An 18,523-nucleotide genomic window follows, 5' to 3' on the forward strand; every position below is an offset into this window, starting at 1 on the left:
AACAACCCCAAATTAGTATCAAAATGAAGTTAACCAAAAATATAAAATATACACTGCTATTACTTAGTCTGTTTGGATTAAGTGTTGCAAATGCACAGCAAGCACCGCAGTACACACAATATATGCACAACACTATGGCACTTAACTCTGGTTATACAGGAACAAGTGGCAAATTAGAAGCAACCATTTTACACCGCTCTCAATGGGTAGGTTTAGAAGGGGCACCAAACAACCAGTCTTTTTCTATACAAGGTAAATTTGGAGAAAAAGTTGGTTTAGGATTAAGTGCTATTAATGATAAGCTAGGAGCATCTAACAACATTACTGTAAACGGTAATTTTGCTTATGAACTGCCTCTAGGCTATGTAACTAAACTATCATTAGGTATAAACGCTGGTGTAGACATTTTAAACATAGATTGGTCTAAAGGATCTTATGAAGATAATATGGATCCTGTTTTTAATGAAAACAATAAAGATGTACGTCCTGTATTAGGAGTAGGAGCATTTATGTACGGAACAAAATGGTACGCAGGTGTATCTACCCAAAATCTTTTTAACTCGTCTGTTTTAAAAGATAATGATGAGGTTGTAACAGACCGTAAAAGTCAGTACTACGTAATGGGTGGTTATGTGTTTGATTTGTCTAACAATTTAAAGTTTAAACCAACTATTTTAACCAAGCACGTATCTGGAGCGCCAATTACTGTAGATGTTTCTGGTAATTTTTTAATAAAAGAAAAGTTTAGTTTAGGAGCAGCTTACCGTTATGACGATGCCGTTAGTGCACTAGCAGGTTTTAACATAACCAAAGAATTATTTGTTGGTTACGCATATGATTATACGTTAACAGATTTAGGAGATTATAATAATGGATCTCATGAAGTTATTTTAAAGTACAGTGTTTTCAATTCTAAAAAGAGAGCATTATCACCAAGATTCTTTTAAAAATATAGATATGAAAAAAAGTTTATTCATTTTAAGTATACTTTTTGCTTCATTATCTGTAGCACAAAGTAAAGAGGAAAGAGCAGATGTTTATTTTGAAGATTTTAAGTTTAGTGAAGCTATAAAATTATATTCGAGCGTAGCATCAGAAAAAAGAAAACCATCACTACACGTTATACAACGTTTAGCAGATAGTTATTTTAATATAAACGATTACCAAAATGCAAAAGACTGGTATGGTAAGTTATATAGCATAAAAGGAAAAGAAGTAGGTGAAAGCAACCTTATAAAACTAGTACAAAGTTTAAAAGCTAGTATGGATGTAGATAGGGCAGATGAGCTTTTAAAAGAGTATTATACAAACCCTACTAAACTAAAAATGATTTTATTACAAAAGGCGTATTTAGATAGCATTTCTAAGACAAAACCAAAATATACTATTAAAAATATGCCTTTTAATAGCTCAAAGTCAGACTTTGCACCCGCAATGTATTCTAGAGGGTTGGTATTTGCCTCTGCAAGAGACACTGCTAAGTCTAGCAAACTTTATCCTTGGAACAAACAACCTTATTTAGATTTGTATTTTACAAACCCTAAGCAACAAGATTTTGTGCCAGAAAAGTTTTTAGAAAATATGGAGTCTAGTTTTCATGATGCAACCATAGCAATATCTAACAACGGAAGAACTGTATATTTTACACGTAATTTTATCAAAAAAAATAAGCTTACAGCCAATGCAGATGGGTTATCTAATATGCAAATATTAAAGGGTACAATTGCAGATAATAAGTTAATTAATGTAATGTCTTTAAGTATCAATAGCAAAAACTATTCTTGTGGTCATCCTGCATTAAGTGCAGATGGTCAGCATTTGTATTTTACATCAAATATGGATGGTGGTTATGGTTCTAGTGATATTTATATGGTAGAATTATCTTCATCAGGAGATGTGGTGGGTAAACCTGTTAATTTAGGGCCAACTATAAATACAAGGGGTAGAGAAATGTTTCCTTTTGTAGACAAGGACGAGTTGTATTTTTCATCAGACGGACATTATGGACTAGGTGGTTTAGATATTTTTGCATCTAAAATACTACCAAATAGTGAGTATTCATTACCACTAAATATGGGGAAACCTATAAATAGTAATATGGACGATTTTTCTTTTATTAGAGAAATGGCTTCCAACAGCGGTTACATAGCATCTAACCGTTATGGTGGTATGGGAGATGATGATATTTATCATTTTGAAGGAGCAAAACCTGTTAACTGTCTAGAGTACTCTGGTAATGTATATAATAAGCTAACCCAACAGCCATTAGAGCGAGTATCAGTTGCTATTTATGATGAAGATGATACGCTAATAGAAAATAGTAAAACAGATGTAAATGGTTATTATAATTTTGTTTTGCCTTGTAACCAAACAAGTAAAATTGTATTTGCTAAGGATAAGTATTCTAAAAAAACAATAACAATAGCAACACAAGAAAATCCTAAAGAACCATCTTTAAATAACAAAGTGTTTTTAACACCTTTTGAAAGCTTAATTGTAAAGGAGGATAACGTAGAAAAAATAAAAGTTGATCCTATTTATTTTGATTATGATAAGTATGACATTACACCAAGAGCAGAAATAGAATTACAAAAGGTGCTTTTTGTTTTAAATGAATTTCCAAAGACTAAAATAAAAATAGAATCGCATACAGACTCTAGAGGCAAAGATGCCTATAATTTAGAATTGTCTGACAATAGAGCAAAATCTACCAGAAGATACCTAATATCTAAAGGTGTAGATATAGACCGCATAGAAAGTGCCAATGGTTTTGGCGAAATAAAACTTAAAAATAAATGTAGCAACGGTGTTAAATGTACAGAACAAGAGCATTTAATAAACAGAAGATCTGATTTTATAATTGTTGCAAAATAAAATACGACTGTTCCCCTCAAATCTTGAATATAAAGCACCGTTTTTACGGTGCTTTTGTCTTTGTTAAAATATATTTAAAATACTAGTGTTTTTTATTGCATTTTGTTATTTTCAATCTAAAATTTTAAGAATATGAAAAAAATAATAACATTAGTAATGAGTTTATGTTTGGTAGTGGTTTTACACGCAAATACAAAACCTTTAAATTCAGACATTAAAGTAGGTACAGAGCTTAGAATAGGAGAAGCATCTTCTGCTACTTATCAACATTTAATTTTACCCAAAAAAAACTTTATCATTAAACGTGGTGGACTTGCAAATTATAAGAGTTTAAAAAACCTTACTGTTGTAGTTACGGATATAAATACCAATAAAAATGGTAATGTTGAGGTTACTTTAAAGCGTAAAAATGGTAAAAGGTTTTTTAATAGTCATCCTACAATTAAGGCAAATTATAATAAGGCATTAGAGCAGAAAGAGTTATTAAAAAAGTAATTTTAATAGTGATGTTGTAAGATTACAATTGAGATTAAAATTGGTTTTTTAATAGTTAAATAAATAGTTGTTTTAAAGGTTACTTTATATTAAAAGCATCGCACAAGCGGTGCTTTTATTGTTTGTTAAAGATTTGTTTTTAGTATTGAAAGGTTTCTATTATATATTCGTCCAATCTTATATTCTTTTTGTAAATTAAGCAATAGAAAATAACCACTAATAATACCTACAACCAAACCACCTATGAAAAAACCAATTGTACTTGCCCAAGTAAGCTCTTTAGAAAATAAAAAACCAGAACACGCATTAGTAAATGGATTGGATTTAGTAATAGTAAAATTTGATGACGATATTTCTGTATTGTACGGCAGATGTTTGCACAGAGGAGCTTTAATGTCAGATGGTCACGTAGACGGTCATAATCTTATTTGTGGTGTTCATGGTTGGGATTATAGAGTTGATACTGGAGTGTCTGAGTATAATAATGCTGAGGTACTACATAAGTTTACCACAAAAATTGATGGAGATAATCTTTTTGTAGATGAGGCAGAGATAAATGCTTATTTGACAGATAGTCCACAACCATTTAATAGAGATGCATATTTAGGAGCTTATGCAGATACGCACCCAGAAGAGACAGAGCCATACACTGGTTATATTAAAGAATTAGCTACCAACGGGTTAAAGAATTTAGGGCACCATGGTTTTTCGGACTCTATGGGAGTAGATAGAAATACCTTACCAAAATGGAGCGATATTCAGTTTTTACCAGCGCAATTAGCAAGTAGACCGCTGCTAGATGAAGATAATGTGGCAACTAAAGTAATTATTGGCCCTAAAGCTAAAAAGCCTTTGCGTTTAGATATTCCTTTATTTGTTAGTGATATGAGCTTTGGAGCATTATCTAGAGAAGCCAAAATAGCACTGTCTAAAGGAGCAGAATTGGCTGGTACAGGTATTTGTTCTGGTGAGGGAGGTATGTTGCCTCAAGAACAAGAAAGTAATAGTAAATATTTTTATGAACTTGCATCAGCAAAATTTGGCTTTTCTTGGGATAAGCTAGACAATGTGCAGGCGTTTCATTTTAAAGGTGGGCAAGGAGCTAAAACAGGAACTGGCGGACATTTACCAGGTTCTAAGGTAAGTAAAGAAATTGCAGAAGTTAGAGGTTTAAAAGAGGGTGAAACAGCAATATCACCTGCTACTTTTCCAGATTTTCACGGAGTGGATGATTTTAAAGTTTTTGCAGCGCAAGTAAGAGAACGTACTGGTGGTATTCCAATAGGGTTTAAAATTGCAGCAAGTCATATAGAAAAAGACATACAGTTTGCACTAGATGTAGGCGTAGACTATATTATTTTAGATGGTAGAGGAGGAGGGACTGGCTCTGCTCCAACTATTTTAAGAGATAACATAAACATTCCAACAATTCCAGCTTTGGCAAGAGCCCGTAAATATTTAAATAAAGTAGGTGCTACAGATGTAACCTTAGTGATAACAGGAGGTTTACGTATTGCAGAAGATTTTGCAAAAGCTATGATGTTAGGCGCAGATGCCATTGCAGTATCTAATTCTGCTTTACAGGCTATTGGCTGTTTAGGAATGCGTGCTTGCGGTAGTAATAACTGTCCAGTTGGTATTGCTACTCAAAAAGAATCGTTACGTAGTAGATTAATTATTGACTCCTCAGCAAAGCAATTACACAATTATTTTGATGCAACAAACAATTTAATAAAAGTAGTAGCAAGAGCATGTGGTCACGATGATATTTCTAAGTTTAACTTTGATGATTTATCTACTTTTAATTATGATATGCATAAACTAACAGGTATTAACTACGCTGGTATTAACGCCTAAAAAGATAAAAAAATGGAAAAAATGATGCACTTAGCGGCACAATATTTAGCCGCAGCAGGAATAAGTTTTTTAGAGAAGAAGTCAGATGATAGTCATACCAATCTTGGTTTTTCAATTGAAAAACAACGTTTAGAAACGCATCCATTATCTTTAAACGGAGATATGTTGACCTTAAACTATGCTACATTTTCATTAGAATGGATTTTGCCTAAAGTAAACGCTTCTATTTTGTTAGACGGAAAAACACATCAGCAGGTATTGGAATGGCTACGTAATTCTTCAGAAACGTTTTTGGGAAAGAAATATACATATGATTTTCATTATAATCTACCGTATTCAATTGATGATTCTTTCATCTTTAAACTCAATGCTTCAAAATTAAAGGAGCTTACAGATTTAAGAACATTGACGCAATTAAGTATAGAGAAAACATTAGAAATGAATGGTTTGGAGTCTAGTATTCGAATTTGGCCACATCATTTTGATTCTGGTGCTTATGCCAGTTTAACCAAAGATATAGCTGTAGGTTTTGGCTTGGCTGTGCCAGATAGTATGGTTAACGAGCATTATTTTTATATTAGTGGCTACAAAGGTCACTCTGGGCTAGATACTTCTAAGTTTGATTCACTTTCATTAGGCGAATGGAAAAACGACGGATTTAAAGGGGCAGTGTTACCAACCACAAAAATTAATGAAGAGCAAGTGGTTAAGTTTTTTACTGAAGCCATAAATACCTATAAAAAATAAGCATGCAAGTAACTAGTCTTTCTTTAGACGCTTTTAAAGAAATGGATTATTGGGCTGTAGAAAAGTACAATTTGTCTGTTGTTCTAATGATGGAAAATGCGGGTTTACAATTGGCTAGGTTAGTGGCTAAAAGAGCAACAAAAAACTATGTAGTTACTATTGGTATTGGTAATGGAAATAATGGCGGTGGTGGATTAGTAGCTGCACGTAGACTTGCTGCTTGGGGTTTTAATGTTAATTTAGATTTAGCGGTTTCTATCACTAAAGATTTACCTAAAGCACAATTAAAAAAAGCATTACTGTTTGGAGCAAAAGAGGGTATTCCTGAGAAGACAGATATTTGGGTAGATGCTTATTTGGGTTTTTCTCAAAGATTGCCATTGTCAGATGCTTTTATTAAGAGTATCGCATTAGCAAACACATCATCGGCATTTAAAATTTCTTTAGATATTCCTGTGGGTATTTCTAAAGATGGAGAACTATTTGGCTTTAAAGCAAACCAAATAATGACTTTGGCAGCTCCTAAAACTATACTAGAAAAATTGCCAAGTGGTGTAGAAGTGTTTGTAGCAGATATAGGAATTCCAAAGTCGGTTTATGAGCATTTTAATATTAAGATGCCTAATTTTAGTGAAAACCAACTGATATCTTTATAAAGTGATATGATAAACGATAAAGAAAAAGCGAAAGAAATTGATAAGCAATTACGAAAAGAATTGGGTATTGATAAAGAGAAGCTAAAAGAGCTAAAGAAAAAGCTTTTAAAAGTAGAGCCACGTTCTGAGCGCGGTGCAGAAACATTGTTTCGTTTGGTGTCTAAAAATCAGTATACCTTAAACACAATGATTGATAGAAAGTCTAATATTCTCATTTCTATTAATGCACTTATTCTTTCTATAACTTTAGGTACTGTACTTAACCAGTTAGATAAAGACCCGCATTTAATTTTTCCTGCTACAATTATGTTGCTTACCAACCTAATTTCTATAGGGTATGCTGTTTTTGCAACAAGACCAGAGCTTACACACGGTAGTAAAAGCACGAATAATTTATTGTTCTATGGCAATTTTAATACTATGAATGAAGAAGAATATACAGAAGAACTGACTAGTTTAATGTACAAAGGTGATGAGCTATATAAGACCATAGCAAGAGATACATTTCATTTGGGGAAGACCATTGATAGAAAATTTAAGCTTTTAAGATCCTCTTTTCACATTTTTTTAGTCGGCATTATTTTAGCCGTGATAGGTTTTATTGCTTGTCATTTAATGTTTGGTAATTACTTTGTCTAAAGCTTTTTTTTTATAATACCTTGTGGTCATTGTTATAGAATTTGACAAAATGTTGCCTGTATCAAGTAATGAGTTGTAAATAGGAACATACTTAGTCATTTATTATTAATAACTTTACAAGGTTTATAGGTCATAGTAATAATTTAATAAATTTAAATGAGGAGTAAAAGTCTGTTGTTTGTAATGTTATTGTGTTTTGTAACCGTGTCTGCACAAATATCAGATTTTGCAAGAATAGAATATAAAGTTTTACCTAGAGGTAGTTCTAATTTTGGTTACAGTCGTGCAAGAGCAGCCGTTAATTATCCAATAGAACTTAAGAATAGTAATTATTTATTATTAGGGTTAGACTACAGTAATATAGAAATGTCTTTTGACCCTGAAATAGCAGAGTTTAATTCAGACATTATTCAGGATTTTCAAATGCTAGAATTTAATTTAGCATACATTAAAAAATTAAAGAATGATTGGCGCTTGGGTGTGCGTTTTACACCAGGTTTTAGCTCTAATTTAGGTAGTAAAATTACTTTTGAGGATGCTGTTTTTGCAGGAGATGTAGTATTTATTAATGATAAAAGAGATGATACTACAATAGACAAACCCTACCGTTTAATAGTTGGAGTTTCATATTCTCAAAACAGAGGTATTTCTTTTCCTTTACCATTTATTAGTTATTACCGTAAGTTTCATCCAAAGTGGTCTTATAATTTAGGTGTTCCTAAGTCTAACATACAATATCATATCTCTAAAAAATCTAGACTAAAATTGGTAACAGAGTTAGATGGTTTTACTGCTAATATACAAGAAGGATTGCCCGTTAATAATGAAGAAGATTTAGCAAAAAAAATAAATGTATCTCTTATTTTAGGAGGATTGCGCTACGAGTTTAAAATAAAAGAGCACCTAGAACTTTTTTGTAATTTTTCTGGCGTACTTATGGAGGCAGCTGAGTTAAGAAATAAAGACAACGATAAGGTGTCTACCGTAGATAAAAAAAACACCATCTATTTTGGTACAGGAATACGTATTAGAAGATAGTTAATCTAAAAACATTTTAATGTCTTTATTGCTACCGTAAATTACTAAAATATCATCTTTGTTAAGTACATTATCTGGGTTGGCAACACCTTTAACTTTAGTGATATTTTTAGTTTTACCCACAATGCTTTTTACCTCTTTATTAGCTATTGTTGTTAAAACAAGCAAGTTATATTTTTTTCTAATATTAATTTCTCTAATGGTTTTACCATCGTATTTTAAAGGTAATTCTGCTTCAACAATACTAAAATCATCATTAAGTTCAAAAGAGTTTAAAACACCTTTTAAACATAGTTTTTTAGCCCATCTTTCTGCAGATTCTTCTTCTGGGTGTACAATTTCATCAATCCCAATAGCGTGTAAAACTTTTTCATGTAAAGAATCTATAGCTCTACTAATTAATCGTTTTACTTGTAAATTTTTAAATAAAGCAGTAGCCATAATGTTGGCACCTTTATTTTCGCCAATGGCAACAACAACCAAATCTGTATCTTTTAAAGGTAGTCCAGATACAGTGTGCTCATCTGTAGCATCCATACAAATACAATGAGATATACTTTCTTTGTACATATCTACACGGTTCATATTAGTATCTATACCAATAACCTCGTTACCTTGTTCTGTTAGTTTTATGGCAATAGAAGCACCAAAACTTCCTAATCCTACAATTATATATTTCATTTTAGTTTAATTTATAGTCAATTCTTCAGTTGGGTATTTGTAATTTCTGTGTTTGGTTTTTTTAACCAAAGCAATAAGTAGTGTAAGCATACTTACTCTACCAATAAACATTATGCCAATAATAACAAGTTTACTAGGCGCACTTAAATCCGCTGTAATACCAAGACTTAAGCCTGCAGTGCTGTAAGCGGAAAAGCACTCAAAGGCAATGTCTAACAGTTTTTTTTCGCTATCAAAAATAGAAACTAGTATAATTCCAGATCCTATAACTAATAGTGATAGGGATATAACAGCAAAAGCTCTACGTACAGAGACCTCTGCAATTTCTCTTCTAAAAACTTCTATTTTAGATTTACCTTTAGCTAAACTTAAAAAGTTAAGTGTGGCAATAGCAAAAGTATTTGTTTTTATACCACCCCCTGTAGATGATGGAGAAGCACCAATCCACATTAGTAAAAAGATTAGCATAATGGTAGAAAAGTTTAAGGCAGACATATCTACTGTATTAAAACCAGCAGTTCTAGGTGTGGTAGCACCAAATAAAGCAGTTACAAACTTACCAATACCGCTATGTTCTTTTAACGTATTGTTATATTCATTAATATAAAAAATAATAGTACCAATAACCGTTAAGGAAATGGTTGTAACTAGTGTAATACGACTATTAATATTTAACACCCAAGGTTTATGAGTTTCTGTTTTTCCTGATAAATAAAATAATTTTCTAACAAAAAAGTACTTTAGGTATTTAATTAAATTTACGACTATAGGAAAACCCAATCCACCTAAAACAAAAGAAGCAATTAAAATGCTATGAAGCATATAATTGTGTTTAAACCCTGTTTGGTATAAACTATTTGATAACGTAGAAAAACCAGCGTTACAAAATGCAGAAATAGAATGAAAAAGAGAGAAAAAACAACGTTCAAAAAAAGAACTAAACAATGTTTTATCTACACTACTATAGATTAATAAAGTTGCTAAAATCTCTATAGAAAATGTAATTACTAAAATACGTTTAAGAGTAGAAAATACTTTTCCTAACTTAGAAGCACCAGTAATATCACTTAAAGAAAGCTGATTTTCATAACTAGCACTACCTTTAAAAAAATAACTAAAATAACTAGCAACGGTAAGTATACCAATACCACCTGCTTGTATAAGACATAATATTATGGCTTGCCCAAATGTGGTAAAATAACTGCCTGTATCTACAACAATTAAACCTGTAACGCAAACCGAACTAGTGGCCGTAAAAAGAGCATCTAAAAAAGAGATGCTGGTATAGGTTGCATTAGGTAACATTAACAACAATGTACCTATAAAAATAATACCTAAAAAGCTAATTATAAAAAGCTGTGCAGGATTAAATACGGTACGTTTATAGTTTACATTTTGCTCTGAAAATTCTCTTATAAAAGTTAGTATAATCGCAAATTTAACACACGTGTCATTATATAAAAAAGAAATATGTTTGTGTGCTTCTTCGCCTAAAAAATGAGCATATAAAATGGTTAAGGTGATAAGTATTGTAGCACTATCAAAAATAAGAACGCCATGTTTTATAGTCTTATGTCGCTTAATATAGCGTAACAGTGTGGCTAAAATACCTAATGTTATAACTATAAAGTAGTAGACATTAAAAACGTACTGTAATTGCGGAGATTTGTTATACCCAAAATCTATAACAAAAAGGAACAAACCAATTACACTACATATAAAAGTAATACGGTATAGTTGTTTAAAGTACTGTTTGTAATTATTTAAAAAATTCAAAATGAGTAGTAGATTTATTTTAAATATTTATAACAAAGGTAAAACTTAAAAAATCTAGTAGTCTTAATAAAAAACTAAATTATAAAATCACTATTTACAGGGAAGATCTAGAGTAATTGTTACATTATATTTGTTGTTATGGATATTGGATTTAAAGAGATTGTTATTGGTATTTTAGTTTTACTTGTTGTATTATTTTACACATTAAAATATAAATATATGCTGTCTGAGAAAATGGCAACCAAAAATTTAAATGCTTTTTTAAATGCGAATTATGGTACTACATTAAAACACAAAGATTTATATAGGTTTTTTAATACAGCAACTATGAATCCTAATTGTTTTAAGGCTGTAATTTATGAAGTTGAAAATCCAAAAATAGAAATGTATTTAACTTTTGATGCGGGAAAAATTGCAGATCAAAAAGATGTTAAATCTATGTATCCAGACGGTTTGTCTTTTCATCAATCTTATATGCAAAAACAAGAAGTGGTAGCATCACAAGCTGTAATAGAAGATAAAATGTTAGCTCTAGGAGTTAGTTTAAAATGGAGCTATGATGTTGTTGAGCTGGTTTTTGATGAAGAATACTCAGAAACAGAAATAGCACAGAAAGAACAGTATTTTTTAGATTTATTTAGTAAAGAAGACACAGATAAATTTGGTTATTACCATAGTTTTAATTTAAAATTAATGTTTTTAAATGATACCTATGCTGGCTTAATACATCATATAGAAAAAGAGCACAGTGAGTGGGTACTAAAAGATATAAAACTTAATAAAGATGAAGTTGGTTTTAAATCTATAGATGAATATGTTAAAACAACAATACATAGGTATTTGAAAGAGACACAGCCTAAATTAATACTAAGTAATTATTTTGGTACATTAGTAAACAAGTCCGACTTTAATAGGGTTATTTGGGTAGAATATACAGAGAATAAAAGAACAAAAAGAGAAATAGAAGAGGCTAAAAAAGGAGTATATGTGTCACCAATAAACGGATATGTTGTTCTGTACTGGAATATTTATAAAAAGCAGGCGCAACACATAGCATTTGTACCTTTAAAAGAGCACCTTACGAGAGCAGAAATATTAGAGATAGAAAAAGAAAAATTACTATAATTAAATATAGTTTTACACACTCCTTTAACATATTTTTATAAGTGGTACACTTAAACCATAATTCTTTTTTAGAGTCCAAATAGTAGTTAACTTTAAAATAGAGAGATTATGGATTTTAAAATTAAAAAAATAGTTGTTGCTGCTTTAGTTGTATTTTTTATTGCATTTTCTGCTAATGCGCAAAGTAGGTCATCTAAAAAAGCAGTAACCAAAACAACAGTAACTAAAACTAAGGTTGTTTACAAAACTCCAAAACCTAAAGTAAGAGTTGTACGTACGTTACCAGCAAAAACAGTTGTGGTAAAAAGAAACGGAGTAAATTACCACTATGCTAATGGTAATTATTACAGGCATAATAATGGGCGTTATGTTGCTGTTACGCCACCAATAGGATTAAAAATAAAAACAATACCTACAGGATATAGAAAAGTAGTAATTAGAAATAAACCATACTATTATTTTGGAGGTACTTTTTACATAAAATCTGGTAGTAATTATAAAGTGGTAGAAGCTCCTACAGACGCTATTGTTTATAGTTTACCAGATGAGGCAGACGCTGTTTATATAGATAATAAAGAATACTATAGTTACGACGGTAAACTGTATGAGATTGTAATTACACCAAATGGTAAAGCATTTAAAGTTGTGGGTAGTTTATAGTTTTTCAGTTTAACTTTTTAAAATAGTAAAAGCCTCAATATTAATTATATTGAGGCTTTTTTATACATATCATTTATTAATTAAAAACAATAGCTGTCTTGTTTTTTATGCTGTAGTTGGCAGCTTCAAAAAGTGTTAGCCAAACTATTTTTTCTATCCAAAAATCACCTTGATTATCAATGGTTTTATAGAGTGTTTCTTTGTTTTGTACTTCTAAATTTTCATTTAGTTGTACACCTAACTTTTTTGCAACGCTTTTTAAATCTGTTAACAAACCATAAGAAGAACCAATCATAGCTCCAGGCACGTTAATTTCTTCTGTATCAAAAATTACATCTTCCAAATCTATAGGAATGTAATACCCTGCGCAGTCTGAGTGAACTAAAAGATGACTATAAAACATAGATGATTCTTCTTCTACAATAGCATCTGCTGCAGGATCTAAATTTTTATCAAAAGGAGTAGGAGTCCAATTTTCATCATTCATATGATACGCAAAAAATCGTCTTAAATAATGAAGAAAAGAATAAGGGAAACCGCCAATATGTATAGGCTCTACATCTAATTTGTCTGGTTCTATGTGTGGTTTATAGCCATTTAATTCTAGTAGCTTATTTACTTGATCAAATTCAGCTTTATAAGCCTCATAGCCATCAGGTTCATTTTTTATAAAGTCAGCTAAAATGCCGCTTGTAATAGTTAATCCCATTTTATCTTTTTTATCGCTTATTTTTTATCGCAAACAGTATAATTTATAGACCTTTTATCTATTTTAAATTGCTTTTGTTCTTGTGTTACATTTTCTAACATTTCATATTTATTTACTTGTAAAAAGTTATGATAATCGCTTGTTTCTTCTTCGTAAGTAGATGGAACTTTTCCTTTGTATTTATAATTATTTAGCTTTTTATTGTACTTGTAACTTTTAGAGTTTATTTCTTCGCTTTTAAACTCTTTATACCCAAAGTTGTAATATATAGTTTTGGGAGTAAAGTTAAGTGCAGACATTTTTTTTATGAAATTGTCATTTTCTGAGCCTGGTTTTGGCAAAGGAGATTTTTGTGTTATTTGATGCTCCCCAAAGACTAATTTATTACCATCTATTAAAACTCTTATGGGCATTTTATTTTCTGCTCTTGTATATTCAAAAATAATAAAGTCATTAAAATTAGTATTGTTTTTAAAGTTATATAGTGTTATTTCTTGATTTTCAGATGTCTCATAAGATTGATTAAATGCTAAAGATATTTGTTGGGGTACACTAGTTGTTTTGTGCACATAAGGAAAATCAAAACAATTGGCATCTTTATTAAAAATAGGAGTTAGGTTTACTGGGCTTTCATTAGTTTTACTGTACGTAATAAGTGTTCTATAGCTAAATCTATCACCCAAAAAAGAAGTTTTAGTAGAGTCTCCAATACTAGGATTGTAACGACCATATACACTAAATGGATATTTAGCTTTATTAGGGTTTAAGTGCAAATACTTTTCTTTTACTACGCGCCAAGTACCTGTTTGTACTTCTCCAAAAGAAGCTATCACATATCTATTATTATGGTAAAGAAATAGCGTTGGGCTACCTTCTGGAGATCTATTACCAAAAGATAAGCCATAACTACCAAGTAAGTCTTCTTCTATGTTTTTATATTGTTTTTCTGTGTTATATAAAGAGTCCATATTAGTAATTAAGTAACTTTCTCTAAGTTTTGTTAATTTAGTTTCTATAGCATTACAATTTTCAAATAATTTAGATTGTAAAAGTTTATCATATTCCTTAAAAGTAGTTTGTTTAATTACCTTTGTAGAGTCTTTTGTACTAAGCGCTGCACAAGATTTTAGCTTTATTTCAAAATCTGCTTGACTATCTATGTACTCAATTTTTTCTATACAATTACAAGTAGCAGAAGCTTTATCGTTAACAATTTCTTCAATACTCTGCGCATTACCCTTGAGTATAGTTATAAATAAGAAGAGAGTTACTAGTATTATGTTTTTCATAGGTACTTTGGTTAGTTTTACAGTTACATTTTATACTGATTATTAATCTTTTTTTCTGGATTAACACATAGTAGGTATAATGATATTAAAAAGATCCACTCTAAGGGTTTCATTAAAATATAGGTGATGTTAGACCCCATTTTTGAGTTAATTTTTAAAGAAAGATTATAGCCATACTTGTCATAATTTTTTCTGATAAAAGAGTGTAAGCCAGGAGATATATCAGTAATCATTTCTTCAAAAGCATTGGCAATTTGTAATTGTCTGTTTACAATAATAGTATTCTTATGTCTTTTACCTAAACGAATAGGCTTTACAATTTTGGGATCTCCTTTAGCAGCTACAGTGCATAAATAATGACCTTTATGGTCTAGAATAGGAGGGTGCATTTTTTGTGAAAAAGCCCAAGTAGTAGTTTCTGTAAAAACCTTGGTAATAGAGTTTACATCTTGTCCAAATAATAGTAATATTACTGTAACAATAATAAAAACAGGAATAAAAAGTAGTAATGCCCAAACGGACTCGTTAAATCTACTAGCTAAAAAGGTATTGCAACTATTAAGAAACTTATTTTTGTACACTTTGTTTTTAGCCTGTATTTTTTCTTCTTTAATTACTTTTAACAGAAGTCCTACGGCAATAATTAAACTTATAGCAGGTGTAAATACAAATAAGAATGTACCTGTGTTTTCAGCATAAATGCCAAAGCTATCTAAGTTATGATGGGTTATTTGTATAAGTATAGCAGTATTAATACATATGCCGATTATTAAAAAAACTAAGAATAATACAAGCGATAACGGAGGTAGTTTACGGCCTTTAATCCATATAAAACCAGCAGAGATATTAAAGAAAATAAAATAAACAATAAGAGTTAGTATGTGTTTGCCGCCAAACGGTATATAACATTCTGGGTCTATAGGGTCTATGGCTTCTGTATGCTGGTGTATATGTGTAAGTATACCCAGAGCAAACAAAAGAAAAGAAAGCAAATACAAAACAAATACAGTAACCTCTATATTACTTATGCCTTTTTTATTCTTTTTTAATGCTTTAACAGTAAAAAATATGAGGACAAAAAATAAAATAAGTAGTAAAGGGATAATCATTGACATAAGCTTTTCTTTTTAATTAAACACAATACTTGCTTCTTAGCTCTTTTGCTTCTTTATCTGTTCTATAACCGTGTAACAGTATGCCTTCTGTACAATTAATTTTTTTAGAGGTTATTTGCTTAATAACAAATGCTTTATAATCTTCAGTTTTGTTAAAATCTGAAGGTATTAATTTAATATGCTTTTTGGCATCTTTGATACCTAATTTTTCACTTAAGACTAAATTAAAAATTGTTTTTTTTTAGTTCTTTTGTATGTATGGCGTGATCTAATTTAAAGTTATACGTAAAAGATTTATCCCAGGTAGCTATAACTATTGTATTTTTTACGCCTAAGCTCTTCTTTTCTATAGGATTTTCGTAATACTGGTTTATAGTTTGTCCGTAATAGGCATCTATATTAATCTTTAAGTCAGTAACATCTTCATAGTTAATTTTGTTATTGTAATCAATAATAAACTCGTTAGTACTAAACTCTATGTGTCCTTCCTTTGCACAGTTAATTAATTCATAATCATAAAATTGATATATATGTGCTAAACCCAAAAATAGAATAGAAATTATAAATATGGGAGCAATTATTGGCAGAATATTATCGGTTAATGGAAATTTAGTATTTAAAAAAAGTATTATCAACCCGAAAACAAAAAGAACAAAACTAGAATAAACTATTTGTTTTGTTATAGAAAGTTTTTCTTTAATAATTCTGTATTTATAAGCAGTAAATTTCAAATTACATTAGGTGTTTATTTAAATTCTATCTTTGTTCTTTAATAATATCAGCTACAGCTTGTTTGTACTTAAATTGGTTGCCAGCTTTTTTTATTGCTTTGTATGTTTTTTTGGGGTTGTTAGTTGCTAATGAAAAGAACTCCCAAAAACCTAACATTTTCATTTTTATTGGTGTTGGTCCAGATAGTAATTCATCATACTGATGGTAAATAGTATCGTGAAATTCTTTAAAAATTTGCCATTTATTTTTAGGATATTCTGTTGTGTTGTTTTTTATCATACTTGGTAAAAACGGATCTGCAATTAATCCACGCCCAATCATAAAATGTTGTATGCTAGGGAACTGTTCTTTCATTTTTTTAAATTGAGCCACTGTTGTTATATCGCCATTATAATACAATGTATGTTTGGCAACATCTACACATTTTTGAAAACCTTCTAAATCTACACCGCCTTTATATAATTGTTTGCCTAACCTGGCGTGTATAGCAATACTTTTTAGAGGATATTTATCTAGTACAGAAAAAGATTCTAGTATTTCGTTACTATTCTCGTATCCTAATCTCATTTTCATAGACACGGTAACATCTGTTTCACTATGTGCACGATCTAAAATATGGTCTATTTTCTCTGGATTACAAATAAGTCCAGATCCCATACCACTATTTGTAACCATAGGATAGGGGCAACCTAAATTCCAATTAAGCTCTTTATACCCTAAAGACTGTATGTATTTTATAGCAAATATAAATTGGTCTGCATCTGCTGTCATTACCTGTGGTATAAGGTTTAAAGATGTATTTACCTCCGGATTTAAGTCTCTTTGATAAGAACCTTTTATCACCATTTTTTTATTAAACCTAATGTAAGGCGCATAATACGTATCTATGCCACCAAAAAACTTTTGGTGAGCATTTCTAAAGTTATAATCTGTAAACCCTTGTAACGGGGATGATAATAGTTGGTATGACATTAATTGCTTTTAAGCAGCAAATATAAACTTTTGCAAACCTCTTTTTTAGTTATAAGTCTTCTCTGAAACTACTTTATCATTTTTGTACTCAACTTCTTTAGAAATTTTACCATTTAATTTATAATATTTCCACACGCCTGTTTTTTCATCATTCTTATACAATCCTTCACTTTCTACTTTTGCAGCTTCATTATATGTTTTAGCAATTCCGTTTCTTCTTCCATTTATATATGTATAGGTTGTTTCTAGCATATCATCACTATTGTAGTATTTCCACTCGCCAGATTTATATCCTATTTTAAAATCACCTTCTGTAACAAGATTTCCGGTTTTAGAATATTTTTGGTACAAACCATCTTTATAACCGTCTTTGGAGTTTACTACTTCTTTTTTATTGCCATTATCATAAAAACTAGTTTCTGTTATTGGATAGCTAGCAGCATATGTTCTTTCACTCAGTAAAAGTCCGGCAGAGCTATAATATTTACTACTACCATCTTTTTTATTGTTTATATATGTTTCTACAGAAGTTAGTTTACCATTTGGGTAATATTCTTTTTTAATATAATTTTTGGGTGCACTATACTCTTTTTCCCAAATTACACGGTTGTCTTCTGTTTTTTGAGACCATTTTCCTGTTGCTTTATCAGCATTGTAAAAAGATGTTTCTACCAATTTAGTACCCGTATTCCCATCCTTTAAATAGGTAACCCACTTGCCGTCTTTTAAGTCTTTTTTGTAATTTTCTAAACGTTGTACTTTTCCTTTTTTGTCAAAGGTTTTCCACTCACCATCTTTAAGTCCGTTTTTATAATTAAAATCCTCAAAAACATCACCGTTAGTGTAGTATGATGTACTTTTACCATTGGCTTTTCCGTTTTCATCAAAAACCATTTCTTGTTCTAAATTACCAGAAAAATCATAGTTTTTTTTAGTGCCTACCATTTTACCATTTGCAAACGTTACCTCTGTATATGCACCACTGTTTTCTGCAATTTTGTAGCTTCCATTTAAAAGTTTATTGTCTGTTTTAAATAATGTTTCCTTACCAAAACGTTGTGTATCTACGTTTTCCCACATTAGGTAGTTTACTTGTGCATTTGTAGTTACAGCAAGCAAAAAGGTTAGTATTAGTACAATGTTTTTCATAATAATTTT

At 30.5% G+C, this 18,523-nt stretch carries 18 protein-coding genes; 10 read left to right on the forward strand and 8 right to left on the reverse strand.

Features of this window, described 5'->3' with window-relative positions; genetic code table 11:
• Positions 1-23: 23 nt before the first annotated feature.
• From AX016_RS11105 to AX016_RS11140, 8 genes are all read left to right on the forward strand, one after another.
• Complete coding sequence (locus tag AX016_RS11105) at positions 24-947, forward strand: PorP/SprF family type IX secretion system membrane protein (protein ID WP_100895674.1); 924 nt, start codon at positions 24-26, stop codon at positions 945-947.
• Positions 948-957: 10 nt separating this feature from the next.
• On the forward strand, positions 958-2,874 hold the full coding sequence (locus tag AX016_RS11110; protein ID WP_100896852.1) for an OmpA family protein: 1,917 nt from the start codon (positions 958-960) through the stop codon (positions 2,872-2,874).
• 132 nt (positions 2,875-3,006) lie between these two features.
• On the forward strand, positions 3,007-3,369 hold the full coding sequence (locus AX016_RS11115) for a hypothetical protein (RefSeq protein WP_100895675.1): 363 nt from the start codon (positions 3,007-3,009) through the stop codon (positions 3,367-3,369).
• Between the two features lie 243 nt (positions 3,370-3,612).
• Entirely contained in the window at positions 3,613-5,226 is a 1,614-nt protein-coding gene (locus tag AX016_RS11120; protein WP_100895676.1) for a glutamate synthase-related protein, read from the forward strand.
• A gap of 21 nt (positions 5,227-5,247) precedes the next feature.
• Positions 5,248-5,973 carry a hypothetical protein gene (locus tag AX016_RS11125; RefSeq protein ID WP_157811121.1) on the forward strand — a complete coding sequence of 242 codons (726 nt, stop codon included), beginning with the start codon at positions 5,248-5,250 and terminating at the stop codon, positions 5,971-5,973.
• A 2-nt stretch (positions 5,974-5,975) separates the two neighbouring features.
• Entirely contained in the window at positions 5,976-6,629 is a 654-nt protein-coding gene (locus AX016_RS11130; protein ID WP_100895678.1) for an NAD(P)H-hydrate epimerase, read from the forward strand.
• 6 nt (positions 6,630-6,635) lie between these two features.
• Positions 6,636-7,268, forward strand: coding sequence for a Pycsar system effector family protein (locus tag AX016_RS11135; RefSeq protein WP_100895679.1), 633 nt, complete (start codon positions 6,636-6,638; stop codon positions 7,266-7,268).
• A gap of 156 nt (positions 7,269-7,424) precedes the next feature.
• A complete protein-coding gene (locus AX016_RS11140; protein ID WP_157811122.1) occupies positions 7,425-8,306 on the forward strand; it encodes a DUF6268 family outer membrane beta-barrel protein in 882 nt (293 codons plus the stop codon).
• On the opposite strand, the gene AX016_RS11145 is transcribed toward AX016_RS11140, so the two are convergent.
• Both AX016_RS11145 and AX016_RS11150 read right to left on the reverse strand, forming a co-directional pair.
• Positions 8,307-8,987, reverse strand: coding sequence for a potassium channel family protein (locus AX016_RS11145; RefSeq protein ID WP_100895681.1), 681 nt, complete (start codon positions 8,985-8,987; stop codon positions 8,307-8,309).
• A gap of 6 nt (positions 8,988-8,993) precedes the next feature.
• Entirely contained in the window at positions 8,994-10,763 is a 1,770-nt protein-coding gene (locus tag AX016_RS11150) for a TrkH family potassium uptake protein (protein ID WP_100895682.1), read from the reverse strand.
• A gap of 138 nt (positions 10,764-10,901) precedes the next feature.
• Here AX016_RS11150 and AX016_RS11155 point away from each other — a divergent pair, with 138 nt between their 5' ends.
• Both AX016_RS11155 and AX016_RS11160 read left to right on the forward strand, forming a co-directional pair.
• Positions 10,902-11,888, forward strand: a complete 987-nt coding sequence (locus tag AX016_RS11155) for a hypothetical protein (RefSeq protein ID WP_100895683.1) — start codon at positions 10,902-10,904, stop codon at positions 11,886-11,888.
• A 108-nt stretch (positions 11,889-11,996) separates the two neighbouring features.
• On the forward strand, positions 11,997-12,548 hold the full coding sequence (locus AX016_RS11160) for a DUF6515 family protein (protein WP_100895684.1): 552 nt from the start codon (positions 11,997-11,999) through the stop codon (positions 12,546-12,548).
• Positions 12,549-12,624: 76 nt separating this feature from the next.
• Here AX016_RS11160 and AX016_RS11165 read toward each other — a convergent pair whose 3' ends face one another.
• The 6 genes from AX016_RS11165 to AX016_RS11190 form a co-directional block, all read right to left on the reverse strand.
• A complete protein-coding gene (locus AX016_RS11165) occupies positions 12,625-13,257 on the reverse strand; it encodes a hypothetical protein (RefSeq protein WP_100895685.1) in 633 nt (210 codons plus the stop codon).
• Positions 13,258-13,274: 17 nt separating this feature from the next.
• Positions 13,275-14,546 (reverse strand): hypothetical protein, encoded by a 1,272-nt coding sequence (locus AX016_RS11170; RefSeq protein ID WP_100895686.1) that lies wholly within the window; start codon positions 14,544-14,546, stop codon positions 13,275-13,277.
• Between the two features lie 23 nt (positions 14,547-14,569).
• The gene (locus AX016_RS11175; protein WP_100895687.1) at positions 14,570-15,661 is read right to left on the reverse strand and encodes a DUF6688 domain-containing protein; all 1,092 of its coding nucleotides are present in this window, start codon (positions 15,659-15,661) and stop codon (positions 14,570-14,572) included.
• A 224-nt stretch (positions 15,662-15,885) separates the two neighbouring features.
• Positions 15,886-16,206, reverse strand: coding sequence for a hypothetical protein (locus AX016_RS17205; RefSeq protein ID WP_157811123.1), 321 nt, complete (start codon positions 16,204-16,206; stop codon positions 15,886-15,888).
• A gap of 211 nt (positions 16,207-16,417) precedes the next feature.
• The gene (locus tag AX016_RS11185) at positions 16,418-17,365 is read right to left on the reverse strand and encodes a tRNA dihydrouridine synthase (protein ID WP_100895689.1); all 948 of its coding nucleotides are present in this window, start codon (positions 17,363-17,365) and stop codon (positions 16,418-16,420) included.
• 45 nt (positions 17,366-17,410) lie between these two features.
• Positions 17,411-18,514 carry a toxin-antitoxin system YwqK family antitoxin gene (locus AX016_RS11190; protein ID WP_100895690.1) on the reverse strand — a complete coding sequence of 368 codons (1,104 nt, stop codon included), beginning with the start codon at positions 18,512-18,514 and terminating at the stop codon, positions 17,411-17,413.
• Positions 18,515-18,523 lie beyond the last annotated feature (9 nt).

It is taken from the genome of Cellulophaga sp. RHA19 (genome assembly GCF_002813425.1).
Taxonomy (GTDB): domain Bacteria; phylum Bacteroidota; class Bacteroidia; order Flavobacteriales; family Flavobacteriaceae; genus Cellulophaga.

What these genes read in the sequence shown, in the direction of transcription:
- AX016_RS11185 (WP_100895689.1), bottom strand. Translation starts at nt 17,365, where the DNA reads ATGTCATACCAACTATTATCATCCCCGTTACAAGGGTTTACAGATTAT.
- AX016_RS11135 (WP_100895679.1), top strand. Translation starts at nt 6,636, where the DNA reads ATGATAAACGATAAAGAAAAAGCGAAAGAAATTGATAAGCAATTACGA.
- AX016_RS11165 (WP_100895685.1), bottom strand. Translation starts at nt 13,257, where the DNA reads ATGGGATTAACTATTACAAGCGGCATTTTAGCTGACTTTATAAAAAAT.
- AX016_RS11110 (WP_100896852.1), top strand. Translation starts at nt 958, where the DNA reads ATGAAAAAAAGTTTATTCATTTTAAGTATACTTTTTGCTTCATTATCT.
- AX016_RS11175 (WP_100895687.1), bottom strand. Translation starts at nt 15,661, where the DNA reads ATGTCAATGATTATCCCTTTACTACTTATTTTATTTTTTGTCCTCATA.
- AX016_RS11120 (WP_100895676.1), top strand. Translation starts at nt 3,613, where the DNA reads ATGAAAAAACCAATTGTACTTGCCCAAGTAAGCTCTTTAGAAAATAAA.
- AX016_RS11125 (WP_157811121.1), top strand. Translation starts at nt 5,248, where the DNA reads ATGATGCACTTAGCGGCACAATATTTAGCCGCAGCAGGAATAAGTTTT.
- AX016_RS11190 (WP_100895690.1), bottom strand. Translation starts at nt 18,514, where the DNA reads ATGAAAAACATTGTACTAATACTAACCTTTTTGCTTGCTGTAACTACA.
- AX016_RS11115 (WP_100895675.1), top strand. Translation starts at nt 3,007, where the DNA reads ATGAAAAAAATAATAACATTAGTAATGAGTTTATGTTTGGTAGTGGTT.
- AX016_RS11145 (WP_100895681.1), bottom strand. Translation starts at nt 8,987, where the DNA reads ATGAAATATATAATTGTAGGATTAGGAAGTTTTGGTGCTTCTATTGCC.
- AX016_RS11105 (WP_100895674.1), top strand. Translation starts at nt 24, where the DNA reads ATGAAGTTAACCAAAAATATAAAATATACACTGCTATTACTTAGTCTG.
- AX016_RS11160 (WP_100895684.1), top strand. Translation starts at nt 11,997, where the DNA reads ATGGATTTTAAAATTAAAAAAATAGTTGTTGCTGCTTTAGTTGTATTT.
- AX016_RS11140 (WP_157811122.1), top strand. Translation starts at nt 7,425, where the DNA reads ATGAGGAGTAAAAGTCTGTTGTTTGTAATGTTATTGTGTTTTGTAACC.
- AX016_RS11155 (WP_100895683.1), top strand. Translation starts at nt 10,902, where the DNA reads ATGGATATTGGATTTAAAGAGATTGTTATTGGTATTTTAGTTTTACTT.
- AX016_RS11170 (WP_100895686.1), bottom strand. Translation starts at nt 14,546, where the DNA reads ATGAAAAACATAATACTAGTAACTCTCTTCTTATTTATAACTATACTC.
- AX016_RS11130 (WP_100895678.1), top strand. Translation starts at nt 5,976, where the DNA reads ATGCAAGTAACTAGTCTTTCTTTAGACGCTTTTAAAGAAATGGATTAT.